12 protein-coding genes are annotated in these 13,705 nt (G+C 60.4%); 4 read left to right on the plus strand and 8 right to left on the minus strand.

The features are described 5' to 3' along the window. Positions 1-70 precede the first annotated feature (70 nt). The 6 genes from cysG to NPS29_RS23935 all read right to left on the minus strand — a co-directional run bounded on the left by cysG (position 71) and on the right by NPS29_RS23935 (position 7,598). On the minus strand, positions 71-1,465 hold the full coding sequence (cysG, locus tag NPS29_RS23910) for a siroheme synthase CysG (protein WP_274135601.1): 1,395 nt from the start codon (positions 1,463-1,465) through the stop codon (positions 71-73). Next, on the minus strand, positions 1,466-2,746 hold the full coding sequence (gene serS / locus NPS29_RS23915) for a serine--tRNA ligase (protein WP_274135603.1): 1,281 nt from the start codon (positions 2,744-2,746) through the stop codon (positions 1,466-1,468). 31 nt (positions 2,747-2,777) lie between these two features. After that, the gene (crcB, locus tag NPS29_RS23920) at positions 2,778-3,152 is read right to left on the minus strand and encodes a fluoride efflux transporter CrcB (protein WP_274135605.1); all 375 of its coding nucleotides are present in this window, start codon (positions 3,150-3,152) and stop codon (positions 2,778-2,780) included. Further along, positions 3,152-4,474, minus strand: coding sequence for a replication-associated recombination protein A (locus NPS29_RS23925; protein ID WP_274135607.1), 1,323 nt, complete (start codon positions 4,472-4,474; stop codon positions 3,152-3,154). The genes crcB and NPS29_RS23925 overlap by 1 nt, the downstream gene beginning before the upstream one ends. 18 nt (positions 4,475-4,492) lie before the next feature. After that, positions 4,493-5,116: an outer membrane lipoprotein chaperone LolA gene (gene lolA / locus NPS29_RS23930; protein WP_274135609.1), complete on the minus strand. Its 624-nt coding sequence runs from the start codon at positions 5,114-5,116 to the stop codon at positions 4,493-4,495. Positions 5,117-5,192: 76 nt separating this feature from the next. Beyond that, complete coding sequence (locus NPS29_RS23935) at positions 5,193-7,598, minus strand: DNA translocase FtsK (protein ID WP_274135611.1); 2,406 nt, start codon at positions 7,596-7,598, stop codon at positions 5,193-5,195. A gap of 446 nt (positions 7,599-8,044) precedes the next feature. Between NPS29_RS23935 and aat the strand changes: the two genes are divergently transcribed. The 3 genes from aat (at position 8,045) to infA (ending at position 9,809) form a co-directional block, all read left to right on the plus strand. Continuing rightward, complete coding sequence (aat, locus tag NPS29_RS23940) at positions 8,045-8,734, plus strand: leucyl/phenylalanyl-tRNA--protein transferase (protein WP_274135613.1); 690 nt, start codon at positions 8,045-8,047, stop codon at positions 8,732-8,734. A 47-nt stretch (positions 8,735-8,781) separates the two neighbouring features. Then, positions 8,782-9,489: an arginyltransferase gene (locus NPS29_RS23945; protein ID WP_274135615.1), complete on the plus strand. Its 708-nt coding sequence runs from the start codon at positions 8,782-8,784 to the stop codon at positions 9,487-9,489. Between the two features lie 101 nt (positions 9,490-9,590). Then, complete coding sequence (infA, locus tag NPS29_RS23950; protein ID WP_002553999.1) at positions 9,591-9,809, plus strand: translation initiation factor IF-1; 219 nt, start codon at positions 9,591-9,593, stop codon at positions 9,807-9,809. 243 nt (positions 9,810-10,052) lie between these two features. Here the strand turns inward: infA and clpA are convergent, their stop codons facing one another. Together clpA and clpS are read right to left on the minus strand one after the other, a co-directional pair. Continuing rightward, a complete protein-coding gene (clpA, locus tag NPS29_RS23955) occupies positions 10,053-12,320 on the minus strand; it encodes an ATP-dependent Clp protease ATP-binding subunit ClpA (protein WP_274135617.1) in 2,268 nt (755 codons plus the stop codon). A gap of 29 nt (positions 12,321-12,349) precedes the next feature. Further along, positions 12,350-12,712, minus strand: coding sequence for an ATP-dependent Clp protease adapter ClpS (gene clpS / locus NPS29_RS23960; RefSeq protein WP_274135619.1), 363 nt, complete (start codon positions 12,710-12,712; stop codon positions 12,350-12,352). Positions 12,713-12,934: 222 nt separating this feature from the next. Here clpS and cspD point away from each other — a divergent pair, with 222 nt between their 5' ends. Continuing rightward, entirely contained in the window at positions 12,935-13,204 is a 270-nt protein-coding gene (cspD, locus tag NPS29_RS23965) for a cold shock domain-containing protein CspD (protein WP_274135621.1), read from the plus strand. Positions 13,205-13,705: the final 501 nt, after the last annotated feature.

Raw genomic sequence — 13,705 nt, forward strand, 5'->3', positions numbered from 1 at the left:
CTCTTCCGATCTCCGGCGGGGGCGTCATTAAGATCGCCCCCGCCGGCAAGCCGTGCTGCTACGGGATCAACTACACGCTCGCCTGCGCCCCTTCGAACCACGCAAGTTTGTCCCGCAACGTCACCACTTCCCCGACGATCACCAGTGTCGGCGCATGAACCTCATGCTCCGCTACCAGTTGCGGCAGGTTGGCCAGGGTGCCGGTGAAGACGCGCTGGTTGGTCGTGGTACCCTGCTGGATCAGCGCGGCAGGGGTATCGGCAGAACGGCCATGCCTGACCAGTTCGCTGCAGATGATCGGCAACCCGATCAGGCCCATGTAGAACACCAGGGTCTGCGCCGGTGACACCAGGTCCTTCCACGGCAGATCGGTGGTGTTGTTCTTCAAGTGGCCGGTCACGAAACGCACCGATTGTGCGTAATCGCGATGGGTCAGCGGAATCCCGGCGTAGGCTGCGCAGCCACTGGCGGCAGTGATGCCCGGCACGACCTGAAACGGAATACCGTTGGCCGCGAGCTCTTCGATTTCCTCGCCACCACGGCCAAAGATGAACGGATCGCCCCCTTTGAGCCGCACCACGCGCTTGCCTTGTTTGGCCAAGGCAACCAGTTGCTGGTTGATCTGATCCTGAGGCAACGCATGATCGGCGCGCTGCTTGCCAACGTAGATCCGGTCGGCATCGCGGCGGCACAGCTCGAGAATCGCCGGCGCCACCAGGCGGTCATACAGCACCACGTCGGCTTGCTGCATCAGGCGCAGCGCCTTGAAGGTCAGCAGATCCGGATCACCCGGCCCCGCGCCCACCAGATAGACCTCACCCGAAGCGCTGGGCGCCTCGCCGTCGATCTTCGCCTGCAACAGACGCTCGGCTTCAGCGCCCTGCCCGGCCAGTTGCCGATCGGCGATGGGGCCCTGAAACACGTCTTCCCAGAATGCCCGGCGTTGCTGGACGTTGGGGAAGAGGTTCTTCACCTGATGGCGAAAACGCGCCGCCAACCCGGCCAGATGGCCATAGGTTGGCGGAATCCAGCTTTCCATCTTGGCCCGGATCAGGCGTGCCAGCACCGGCGCGTCGCCGCCACTGGACACCGCGATCACCAGCGGCGAACGGTCGACGATAGCGGGGAAAATCACGCTGCACAGGGCTGGCGCGTCCACCACGTTGACCGGCACGCCGCGTTGCCGGGCATCGGCGGAAACCTGCGCGTTGAGCGGTTCGTCATCGGTCGCGGCAATGATCAGCACGCACCCGTCCAGATCCGACTCGCCGTAGCCACGCAGAATCTGTTCGCCACCGCTGCTGTCGATCAGCTCGCGCAGCTCTGTTCCGATCTGGGGTGCAACCACCCGCAGGACCGCGCCAGCGTCGGCCAGCAGGCGAGATTTGCGCAAGGCAATCTCGCCGCCGCCCACCACCAGCACGCGAGCGCCCCGCAGGTTGTGGAACAGTGGCAGAAATTCCATTTAGCCGATGACCTCGATGCCGCCCATCCACGGTTTCAGCACCTCTGGCACACGGATCGAACCGTCGGCCTGCTGGTAGTTTTCCAGCACGGCGACCAGGGTACGACCCACTGCCAGGCCGGAACCGTTGAGGGTGTGCACCAGCTCGGGCTTGCCGGTTTCCGGGTTGCGCCAGCGCGCCTGCATCCGGCGGGCCTGGAAATCGCCGCAGTTGGAGCACGAGGAGATTTCGCGGTATTTGTCCTGGCTTGGAATCCACACTTCCAGGTCGTAGGTCTTCACGGCGCTGAAGCCCATGTCGCCGGTGCACAGGGCCAGCACGCGATACGGCAATTCCAGCAGTTGCAGGACGCGTTCGGCGTTGCCGGTCAGGCTTTCCAGGGCTTCCATGGATTTTTCCGGCTCGACGATCTGCACCATCTCGACCTTGTCGAACTGGTGCTGACGGATCATGCCGCGGGTGTCACGACCCGACGCACCGGCTTCGGAACGGAAGCACGGGGTGTGGGCGACGAACTTGAGCGGCAGCTGTTTGGCGTCGAGGATTTCGCCGGAAACGATGTTGGTCAGCGACACTTCGGCCGTCGGGATCAGGTACAGATCGGCTTCGCCTTCGCGAGCGATCTTGAACAGGTCCTCTTCGAACTTCGGCAACTGGCCAGTGCCCTGCAGCGCAGGCGCCTGAACCAGATAAGGCGTGTAAGCCTCTTCGTAGCCATGTTCGTTGATGTGCAGGGTGATCATGAACTGCGCCAGGGCGCGGTGCAGACGGGCAATCGGGCCGCGCAGCAGGGCGAAACGGGCGCCGGACAGCTTGGCGGCGGTTTCGAAATCCAGCCAGCCGAACTTCTCGCCCAGGGCGACGTGGTCCTTGGCTTCGAAATCGAACGAGGCAGGCGTGCCCCATTTGCGCACTTCGACGTTTTCTTCTTCGTCAGCGCCGACCGGCACCGACTCGTGCGGCAGGTTGGGCATGCTCAGCAGCATGGCGTCGAGTTCGGACTGAATGCCGTCCAGCTCTTTCTTGCCGGTGCTCAGCTCTTCGGCCATGCGATCGATGTCCGCCATCAGCGGCGCGATGTCTTCGCCGCGTTGCTTGGCCTGGCCGATGGACTTGGAACGGGCGTTACGCTCGGCCTGAAGCTGCTCAGTGCGGGTCTGCACGGTCTTGCGCTGGTTTTCCAGCGCTTCGATGCGGGCCACGTCCAGTGTGAAGCCACGGGAAGCCAGGCGATCCGCTACGTCCTGAAGCTGGGTACGTAACAGTTTGGAATCGAGCATATCGTTCTCTCGTCTAATGAATTCGGGTCTATTAAATGCGGGTCAGCGACAGACCTGCCCAGGTCGCCAGCAGCCCGCCGAACACGCTGATCGCCGCATAGCCTATGGCCAGTGGCGCCTGCCCGCTTTCCAGCAGGCGCAGCGTGTCCAGGGAAAAGGACGAAAATGTCGTCAGGCCTCCGACAAAACCGACGATCAGGCCGGCGCGGATTTCAATCGGCATCTCCGGACGCAACAGAAACCATCCGTACAGCAGGCCGATGATCAGGCAGCCCACCAGGTTGACGGCCAGCGTCGCCGTGTAGAAATGCCGGGGCCAGTTGGCCGATACCCAGGTACCCGCCGCGAAACGCAGTAATGTACCAGCGATGCCAGCAATCGACACCGCAAGAATCGTCTGAATCACTATTTTCTCCGCTGACGGGGGCTGGCGCGATCAAGTGCCGCCAGATGTTTGAGCTTTTCGCCGATTTTCAGCTCCAGGCCACGGGGCACGGGCTGGTAATACTGCCGGGGTTCGAGCTCGTCGGGGAAGTAGTCTTCCCCTGCCGCGTAGGCGTCCGGCTCGTCGTGGGCATAGCGGTATTCCTCGCCATACCCCAGTTGTTTCATCAGTTTGGTCGGTGCGTTGCGCAGGTGCAGCGGCACTTCCAGCGAGCCGTGCTCGGTGGCTTCGCGCATGGCCATCTTGAAGCCCATGTACACCGCGTTGCTCTTGGGCGCGCAGGCCAGGTAGACGATGGCCTGGGCCACTGCCAGCTCACCTTCCGGGCTGCCAAGGCGCTCCTGCACGTCCCAGGCGGACATGCACAGCGGCAGCGCCCGAGGGTCGGCGTTGCCGATGTCTTCACTGGCCATACGCACCACGCGCCGCGCCAGGTACAGCGGATCGCAGCCGCCGTCGATCATCCGGGCGAACCAGTACAGCGCCGCGTCGGGGTTCGAGCCACGAATGGATTTGTGCAGCGCGGAAATCTGGTCGTAGAACGCCTCACCGCCCTTGTCGAAGCGACGGCGGCTGTCGCCCAGCAGGCTCTGCAGGAGCTCGGGCTCGATTTCGCTGCCGTCTTCGGCCAGATCAGAGGCGTTTTCCAGCAGGTTGAGCATCCGCCGGCCATCGCCGTCGGCCGCGGCCAGCAGGGTCTTGAAGGCTTCATCGCCCAGGCTCAGGTGGCGATTGCCCAGCCCGCGCTCTTCGGTGAGGGCGCGGTCGACGAGTTGCCGCAGCGCCGCTTCGTCGAGGCTCTTGAGCACATAGACGCGGGCGCGGGAAAGCAAGGCGTTGTTGAGTTCGAACGACGGGTTTTCAGTGGTCGCGCCGATGAAGATCAGCGTGCCGTCTTCGACGTACGGCAGAAACGCATCCTGCTGCGACTTGTTGAAACGGTGCACCTCGTCGACGAACAGAATCGTACGACGGCCATATTGACCTGCCTGCTGCTTGGCCACTTCGACGGCCTGGCGAATTTCCTTGACCCCGGCCAGCACCGCCGAAACGGTTTCAAAGTGTGCGTCGGAGACCTTGGCCAGGAGCCGCGCCAGGGTGGTCTTGCCCACGCCCGGCGGGCCCCAGAAGATCATCGAGTGCAGCGCGCCCTGCTCCAGCGCCTCGCGCAGGGGCTTGCCATGGGCGAGCAGGTGCTGCTGACCGACATACTCATCCAGGTTGGTGGCCCGCAGGCGGGCGGCCAGAGGCTGGGCTATCGGCTCACTGCTGAACAGGTCCATATACGACGGTGCAGCCTCTTATTCCTGAATGACGTCAGCGCCTTTCGGGATCTGGAACTGGAATTTGCTCGCCGGAACAGGCTCGTTGGCCTTGATGCCGGTGAACAGGATGTTGGTGCGCTGGCCCACGCTGTCGATCAGCTGCATGTCGTTGATCACGCCATTGCGGAACGACAGGCGCATGTTGTCGAACAGGGTGTCCTTGGACTTGGGCTTGAGGGTGAAATCGATCACACCACCGGCCTCCTTGGCCGAGATGTCGAAGCTCTCGCTGATCTTCGAGACATCGCCGGACAGCAACAGGGCCGGGGTCTGGGTCAGGCGCTGGTCAAGGGTCTTGATGGTGGCCTGTTCCAGGTCCGGGTCCCACAGGGTGACTTTCTTGCCGTCGGACACCATGGTCTGTTCCTGTGGCGCGTCGGTGTGCCAGTAGAACAGCCCCGGACGCTGGAGGGTCATGTCGCCCTCGGTCTGTTGCATCTGGGTGCCACTGCCGTCGAGGGAAATCTGGGAAAACCGGCCGCTCAGGGTCTTGGAGTTTTCCAGCAACTGGGTCAGGCGCGCCACGTCCTTGCTGTCGGCGTGTGCGGGGATTGCGGAAACAGCCAGTGCAGATAGCAACAACATGCGGATAAGACGCATGGGAGTCCTCTTTGAATTCAATTAACGCTGAATGGCGCCCTAAGGCGCCACTCAGTCACTTGTGACAACCGCAGTGTCAGTCACGCATGGGGGCTGGTGCAATCACTTCCCGCGAGCCGTTGGTGTTCATCGGGGTGACGACACCGGCCATCTCCATGGATTCGATCATGCGGGCTGCGCGGTTGTAGCCAATCTTGAGCTTGCGCTGCACTGCGGAGATCGACGCCCGACGGCTTTCCAGAACGAAATTGACCGCTTCGTCGTAAAGCGCATCGGTTTCGCTGTCGTCGCCGTCACCGCCGCCACCACCGCCTTCGAAGCCGCTGCCGGCCTCCTCGACGCCATTGAGGATGTCGTCGTTGTATTGCGGGGTGCCGCGCAGCTTCCAGGCCTCGACCACACGGTGAACCTCGTCATCGGAGACGAACGCGCCGTGAACCCGGATTGGCAGGCTGGTGCCCGGTGGCATGTACAGCATGTCACCGTGGCCGAGCAACTGCTCGGCGCCGCCCTGGTCGATGATGGTCCGCGAGTCGATCTTGCTCGACACCTGGAACGCCATGCGGGTCGGGATGTTGGCCTTGATCAGACCGGTAATGACGTCAACCGAAGGACGCTGGGTCGCGAGGATCAGGTGGATACCTGCCGCACGGGCCTTCTGCGCGATACGGGCGATCAGCTCTTCGACCTTCTTGCCGACGATCATCATCATGTCGGCGAATTCGTCCACCACCACCACGATGGTCGGCAGCTTGGTCAACAGCGGCGCTTCGTCGTGGATGCTTTCGCGGTGGTACAGCGGGTCCGAAATCGGCGTACCGGCGTCTTCGGCTTCCTTGATCTTGTGGTTGAAGCCTGACAGGTTACGTACGCCCATCTTGGCCATCAGCTTGTAGCGACGCTCCATCTCGGCCACCGACCAGCGCAGGGCGTTGGCGGCGTCCTTCATGTCGGTCACCACCGGGCACAGCAGGTGCGGGATGCCTTCATAGATCGACAATTCGAGCATTTTCGGGTCGATCATGATGAGCTTGGCGTCTTCGGGGCCGGACTTGAACAGGATCGACAGGATCATCGCGTTCACGCCCACCGACTTACCGGAACCGGTGGTACCGGCCACCAGCAGGTGCGGCATCTTGGCAAGGTCGGTGATGATCGGCTTGCCGCCGATGTCGTGACCCAGGGCCAGGGTGACCGGCGACTTGAAGTTGTCGTATTCCGGGGTCGAGAGCACCTCGGAGAAGCGCACGATCTGGCGATCCTCGTTGGGAATCTCGATGCCGACGGTGGTCTTGCCGGGAATCACCTCGACAACACGCACGCTGGTCACCGCCAGGGAACGGGCAAGGTCCTTGGCCAGGTTGGCGATGCGGCTGACCTTGACGCCTGCCGCCGGCTGGATTTCGTAACGAGTGATGACCGGGCCCGGATGGATCGAATCCACCGAGACTTCGACGCCGAATTCCTTGAGCTTGATCTCCAGCAGATGCCCAACGGCCGCCAGCGATTCGGGCGAATAGTTGAGCTGCTTCTTTTCGGCAGGATCGAGGATCGAGATCGGTGGCAGCGTGCCTTCGACGGCGCTGTCGACGAACAGCGGCACCTGTTTCTCTTTCTGTACGCGCTGGCTCGGCTCCGGCGGACGGGCCGGCGCCGGGGCGATCACCGCAGGCACGTGCTTCTCGCGGGCAGTCATGTGCTCGGCCAGGGCCTGTTCGCGCTCGATGATGCGCTCCTTGGCCTTGACCTGCTCGCGACGGTCCGGCACCACCGGTGCCACGACTTCATCGACGCGCATGTCCACTTCACGCAACTGGGCCACCATCTGCTTGCGCTCGTTGCGCTCGGTCCACCAGCGGTTGATCGAGCCCTGGAACAGCTCGAACAGGTCCAGGGTGATCTTGCCGGTGGTGTCCATGACCTTGAACCACGACAGGTCCGTGAACACCGTCAAGCCGAACAGGAACAGCGCGATGAACAGCAAGGTGCTGCCCTGCACGTTCAGTGCACGCTTGGCCAGATCCCCGAGGACCTCGCCCAGCACGCCGCCCGCCGAGCCCGGCAGGCCCGAGGCCGAATGGAAATGGATGTGCGCAAGGGCCGCGCCCGCGAGGATCAGGAACACCAGCCCGATCATGCGCCACGAGAACAGCCAGCCGCTCCATTGCCACGGTTCATGACGCTGGCGGAACACCTGCCAGGCCTTGACCCCGAGCAGCAGCGGGAAGATATAGGCGAAATAGCCCAGCACCATGAACAGGATGTCGGCACAGAACGCGCCTGCGCGGCCTGCGGCGTTCTGCACCTGGGCGGAGCTGCTGGTGTGGCTCCAGCCCGGATCGCCCTGGTCGTAGGTCAACAGGGCCATGATCAGGTACAGGCACAGGAAGCCGAATGCGATCAGCGCACCTTCCTTGAGCCGGTAGTGCAAGTGCTGCCGCCAGAGCGGAACGGGGCTGGGTGCTGCGGTGGATTTCTTCAAAACGCTTCAATTCCTGCGCGTCAGCGCGAACATCTCGTGGTTGACTATGTGCCGCTGCATTGACGAAATAGTACAGACCGTTTCCTGCCCCTGGCGATGCGAAGACAAATGTGATCGCACGCACGGCAGGTGATTTGAAATGTGGTTAAACAATATCGGGCATTGTCCGGATTTGCACGCCACGCTAGTCTGGCGTGGACCTTGCAGATCTTCAAGCTTGGCCTATGACAGACGATTTGAGCATGCATTTTCTTTGCTGACAAAGGTTTATGACTGTTTTTTATTACAGCACGCAAGTGTCCAATGGCCATGCTTCTCTCAATCACGGCAAACCGGTGTGACGCCTTTGCCAAGCAAGCCCGGTCAATCGCCTGTGACCGCGTTTACTCCCCGGAGTTGCACCACGGGTTTACCTCTCCCCTCCCCTCTCGGATAGTCTGGACGCCATGCTGACCTGGTTAAATCGCGACACATTCGAATTTCCCCCTCTGGAAAAAGCCCTGCGTGACCCGAACGGACTGCTCGCCGGCGGCGGTGATCTGTCCCCCGATCGAGTGGTGAGCGCCTACCGTCACGGCTGTTTTCCGTTCTTCATGCCGGGCCAGCCGATTCTCTGGTGGTCGCCAGATCCGCGCACGGTACTGTTTCCGGATGAAATCCACATATCGCGCAGCCTCGCCAAATTCATTCGCCAGCAGCATTACCAAGTGACCTTCGATCAGGATTTTCCCGCCGTGATCCGCGGTTGCTCCGAGCCGCGAGACGGGGTCGACGATACCTGGATCTCCGAGGCCATGCAGGCGGCCTATATAGAACTGCACCGGCGCGGCCATGCTCACAGCGTCGAGGTCTGGGATGACGGCAAGCTGGTGGGGGGCTTGTACGGCCTTGCCATGGGCAAGCTGTTTTTTGGAGAATCGATGTTCAGCCGGGCCGACAACGCTTCAAAGGTAGGCTTCGCCACGCTGGTCCCGTATCTGAAGGCGTGGGGCTTTGTTCTGATCGATTGCCAGATGCCCACCGAATACCTGCACAGCTTCGGCGCCCGGGAGATTCCTCGGCAAACCTTTGCCGATTACCTGAGCAAATACCTGGATCAGGAGAATTCGGCCGACTGGTTACCTAGGCGAGTTTGACCGCACTGGCATACACTCTTAGCTAAAGCTTTTCTCGAGGGTTGATCATGACCGAGCTGGCGCGGCTTAAGTTTTATGCCACTCAACCCCACTCCTGCAGCTACCTGCCCGAAGAACAAGCCACCACGCTGTTCCTCGATCCCAGCCAGCCGATGGACGTGCAGGTCTACGCCGACCTTTCAGACATGGGGTTTCGTCGCAGTGGCGACCATCTTTACCGTCCGCATTGCCAGAATTGCAGTGCGTGCGTGCCTGCTCGTATTCCGGTAGGACTCTTCACGCCCGATCGTCAGCAAAAGCGTATCTTCAAGAAAAACGCCGACATCGAGGTCACCAGCACCAAGCCGCACTTCAGCGAAGAATATTTCGACCTCTATCAGCGCTACATCGAGCAGCGCCATGCCGACGGCGACATGTTCCCGCCCAGTCGCGATCAGTTTTCGACCTTTCTGGTGCGTGACCTGCCTTTTTCGCGCTTTTACGAGTTTCGCGCAGAGGGCCGCCTGCTGGCTGTCGCGGTGACCGACCTGCTGCCCAACGGGCTGTCGGCTGTCTATACGTTCTACGAACCTTCGGAAGAACGTCGCAGCCTGGGGCGCTATGCGATTCTGTGGCAGATCGCCGAGGCCGCCCGTATGCAACTGCACGCGGTGTACCTGGGTTACTGGATCAAGAACTGCAAAAAGATGAACTACAAGACGCAATATCGCCCCATAGAGCTGCTCACCAATCAAAGATGGGTCACTCTTTACTGAATCCCTTGGCTTGAAGCGCACTTTTCGGGCACAATGCAGCCCGCTTTTGCCTGGCTGCCGTTTGCACCGGGCCATTCATTGGATACCGAGGGCTTTACTGCATGTCGAAAGAAGACAGCTTCGAAATGGAAGGCACTGTCGTCGACACCCTGCCCAACACCATGTTCCGTGTGGAGTTGGAAAATGGGCACGTCGTTACCGCGCACATCTCCGGCAAGATGCGCAAGAACTACATTCGTATTCTGACCGGCGACAAGGTCCGCGTTGAACTGACGCCGTACGACCTGAGCAAAGGGCGCATCACCTACCGCGCCCGTTAACAGGTCCTGACAAAAACGCCCGGCTTATGACCGGGCGTTTTTGTTTGTGCGTGATTGACTGAACTGCCGCTTACCTGTGGGAGCGAGCTTGCTCGCGAATGCGGACGACCCGACAACGATGTTGCGTCTGACCTGACGCTTTCGTGAGCAAGCTCACTCCCACAGGTTCCGAGTAGATTCGCAAGATTCACAGACAGCAGAAAGGCGCCAACCGGCGCCTTTTTGCTGTGTTGCATCGAAACGTCAGGCCATTTCCACCGTGGTTTCGTACTCGAACGTGATCTCGCCGTCCTTGTAGTCGATGTGTACCACACCGCCATGCTCGGACAACTCGCCGAAGAGGATTTCCTCGGCCAGCGGACGCTTGATCTTGTCCTGGATCAGACGCGCCATCGGACGTGCACCCATCGCGGCGTCGTAACCACCTTCGGCCAGGTAGCTGCGTGCGGCATCAGTCACCTCAAGCAGCACGCGCTTGTCTTCCAGTTGCGCCTGAAGCTCGGTAAGGAACTTGTCCACCACGCTCTTGATGACCTCATGGCTGAGGCGACCAAACTGAATGATGGTGTCCAGGCGGTTGCGGAATTCCGGCGTGAAGCTCTTCTTGATGACTTCCATCGCATCGGACGAGTGGTCCTGATGGGTGAAGCCGATCGAAGCACGCGCCGCAGTTTCGGCACCGGCGTTGGTGGTCATGATCACGATCACGTTGCGGAAGTCCGCTTTGCGACCGTTGTTGTCGGTCAAGGTCCCGTGGTCCATGACCTGCAGCAGCAGGTTGAAGACTTCCGGGTGGGCCTTTTCGATCTCATCGAGCAACAGCACGCAGTGCGGCTGCTTGGTGATGGCTTCGGTCAACAGACCGCCCTGATCAAACCCGACATAACCTGGAGGCGCACCGATCAGACGCGAAACGGTGTGACGCTCCATGTACTCGGACATGTCGAAACGCACAAGCTCGATACCCAAAGCCTTGGCCAACTGACGCGCCGCTTCGGTCTTGCCGACACCGGTCGGGCCTGCGAACAGGAACGAACCGACAGGCTTGTCAGGAGATTTCAGGCCCGCACGGGACAGTTTGATCGCCGTGGACAGCGAATCAATCGCCGCATCCTGGCCGAAAACGGTCAGCTTCAGGTCACGCTCGAGGTTACGCAGCAGTTCCTTGTCGGAGCTGTTGACGTGTTTAGGCGGAATTCGCGCGATTTTCGCGACGATGTCTTCGACCTGAGGCACGTCGATGCGCTTGACCCGCGATTCCACCGGCTGCAGACGCTGGTAGGCGCCCGCCTCGTCGATGACGTCGATGGCCTTGTCCGGCATGTGACGGTCATTGATGTAGCGCGAAGCCAGCTCGGCCGCTGCGCGCAGGGCCTCGTCGCTGTATTCGATGTTGTGGTGCTGTTCGAAACGACCCTTCAGGCCACGCAGGATGCCGATGGTGTCTTCGACCGAAGGCTCGGACACGTCGACTTTCTGAAAGCGACGGGCCAGGGCACGGTCTTTCTCGAAGATGCCGCGGAATTCCTGGAATGTGGTCGAACCGATGCAGCGGATATCACCCGAAGACAAGAGCGGCTTGAGCAGGTTGGAGGCATCCATCACCCCGCCCGACGCAGCACCGGCACCAATGATGGTGTGGATTTCGTCGATGAACAGGATGGCGTGCGGGCGTTTTTTCAGTTCGCCCAGCAGCGCCTTGAAGCGCTTCTCGAAGTCGCCACGGTATTTGGTACCGGCCAGCAGCGCGCCCAGATCCAGCGAGTAGACGACGCTGTTGGCCAGCAGATCAGGCACCTGGCTGTCGACGATGCGCTTGGCCAGGCCTTCGGCGATGGCGGTTTTACCGACGCCGGCCTCACCGACCAGCAACGGGTTGTTCTTGCGACGGCGGGCAAGAATCTGAGCGACACGCTCGACTTCCAGCTCGCGGCCGACCAGAGGATCGATGCGACCCTGACGGGCCAGTTCATTCAGGTTGCTGGCATAGGCATCCAGAGGATTGCCTGAAGAAGACTCGCCGCCCTCATCGTCCTGCATATCTTGCTCACCTTCAGAGTGTTCGCCATGCCCCGGCACCTTGGAGATACCGTGGGCGATATAGTTGACGACATCGATGCGGGCAACGCTCTGCTGTTTCAGCAGAAACACCGCCTGACTTTCCTGCTCGCTGAAAATCGCCACCAGCACGTTGGCGCCAGTGACTTCACGCTTACCGGAGCTCTGCACATGGAACACGGCACGCTGCAGCACACGCTGGAAGCCCAGGGTTGGCTGGGTCTCGCGATCTTCGTCGTGGACAGGGATCAGTGGCGTGGTGGAGTCGATGAACTCCTGAAGGTCGTGTTTGAGTTTGTCGAGGTTTGCGCCGCAGGCACGCAGAACAGTGGCGGCAGCCTCATTGTCCAATAGGGCTAGCAGCAGGTGCTCCACGGTCATGAATTCATGACGTTTGGAGCGAGCCTCCTTGAAAGCCAAATTGAGGGTGACTTCGAGCTCACGGTTTAACATAGCTTCACCTCTTACCCAAGTGTCCGGCGTTAACCGTCCTTCTCGATCTCACAGAGTAGCGGATGCTGGCTTTCCCTGGCGTATTGGTTGACCTGCATGGCCTTGGTCTCGGCGATGTCGCGGGTAAACAATCCGCACACTGCCCGTCCCTCTGTATGGACGGCCAGCATGACCTTGGTCGCCAGCTCACGATTCAGGTTGAAAAACACCTCCAGTACTTCGACAACGAAATCCATCGGGGTGTAGTCATCGTTGAACAAAACCACCTTGTACATCGGTGGGACCTGCAGGGTCGGCTTGGCCTCCTGTACCGCGACACCTTCCGCGCCATCCTCGTGGGAGTGCGGATCATCCTGATTGAATGTTAGTCGAATCTCGCTGATTGCATGCATGGTAAAGAAGGATCGCTGGGGACGAAATTAAATAGATTGGTCTTGATCATGCTCGCTATCGATTGGACCGCCACATGACCTTGACTAACGGCTAAACGGTGTTACAAACAATAGAACCCACATTGGGTAAAAAGGGTCCGCGCAGTCAACCAAAATTTTTTAGGTCCGGCGGATGAGAGGTGATGATACTCCCATCGGAGTCCTTTGCAGAGGGATGTGACTATGCTAAGCGGTAAGGTCAAGTGGTTTAACAACGCCAAGGGGTATGGCTTCATCGTTGAAGACGGCAAGTCCGAGGACCTGTTTGCGCACTACTCGGCGATCGAAATGGACGGATACAAGACCCTCAAGGCAGGTCAGCCGGTTCAATTCGAAATCATCCAGGGCCCCAAGGGGATGCACGCAGTCAAGATCAGCGGGCAACCTTCGGCCACTAAAGAGCACGCTCATCAACAAAACACGCATCACGAACACAGCAAAGATCACGCCTGAGCCGGACCGTTCATGCGCGAGACCTGAAAAGGCCGGTCATCCCACCCAGGATTGACCGGTTTTTTTTCGCACCTGCCGGGCGACAAAGACACTAGATTGGCCCGGCAGCCGCACTCCCCACCTGCAAGGCTCCTCCTTTAGTCGAAAATCGACCGCTGGACCACCCGCCGTTTTTTGCCCCCGCCAGCCTGCGACAGCTTGCCGCAGGGCGCGTAGTTCGCGGGTTCCAGCTTTTCAGAGGTTTTGCCCTCGCCAATTTGTCGCGCAAAGGTGCGTGCGATCAACGCACAGCCTTCACACTACTATCGTAGTAATGGCCGGGACCGGTGATATACTTCGCGCCGGTGACCATTGGGTCATTGGGGGCCGAGCCATCTGAAACGAGACTTTCAGCCCTCGACAGGCTGGACTCTTACCGGAGTTCAACCGCTTGACGCTCGACTGATGCACCCCATATCACGCGACGAAATTCTCGACTTTCGGCTCATTGATATCTGGGCG

This window comes from Pseudomonas putida (assembly GCF_028682175.1).
Taxonomy (GTDB): Bacteria; Pseudomonadota; Gammaproteobacteria; order Pseudomonadales; family Pseudomonadaceae; genus Aquipseudomonas; species Aquipseudomonas putida_AD.

Excerpts from the sequence above, each read along its gene's own strand:
- cysG (WP_274135601.1), bottom strand. The coding sequence starts at position 1,465 with ATGGAATTTCTGCCACTGTTCCACAACCTGCGGGGCGCTCGCGTGCTG.
- serS (WP_274135603.1), bottom strand. The coding sequence starts at position 2,746 with ATGCTCGATTCCAAACTGTTACGTACCCAGCTTCAGGACGTAGCGGAT.
- NPS29_RS23925 (WP_274135607.1), bottom strand. The coding sequence starts at position 4,474 with ATGGACCTGTTCAGCAGTGAGCCGATAGCCCAGCCTCTGGCCGCCCGC.
- lolA (WP_274135609.1), bottom strand. The coding sequence starts at position 5,116 with ATGCGTCTTATCCGCATGTTGTTGCTATCTGCACTGGCTGTTTCCGCA.
- aat (WP_274135613.1), top strand. The coding sequence starts at position 8,045 with ATGCTGACCTGGTTAAATCGCGACACATTCGAATTTCCCCCTCTGGAA.
- NPS29_RS23945 (WP_274135615.1), top strand. The coding sequence starts at position 8,782 with ATGACCGAGCTGGCGCGGCTTAAGTTTTATGCCACTCAACCCCACTCC.
- infA (WP_002553999.1), top strand. The coding sequence starts at position 9,591 with ATGTCGAAAGAAGACAGCTTCGAAATGGAAGGCACTGTCGTCGACACC.
- clpA (WP_274135617.1), bottom strand. The coding sequence starts at position 12,320 with ATGTTAAACCGTGAGCTCGAAGTCACCCTCAATTTGGCTTTCAAGGAG.
- clpS (WP_274135619.1), bottom strand. The coding sequence starts at position 12,712 with ATGCATGCAATCAGCGAGATTCGACTAACATTCAATCAGGATGATCCG.
- cspD (WP_274135621.1), top strand. The coding sequence starts at position 12,935 with ATGCTAAGCGGTAAGGTCAAGTGGTTTAACAACGCCAAGGGGTATGGC.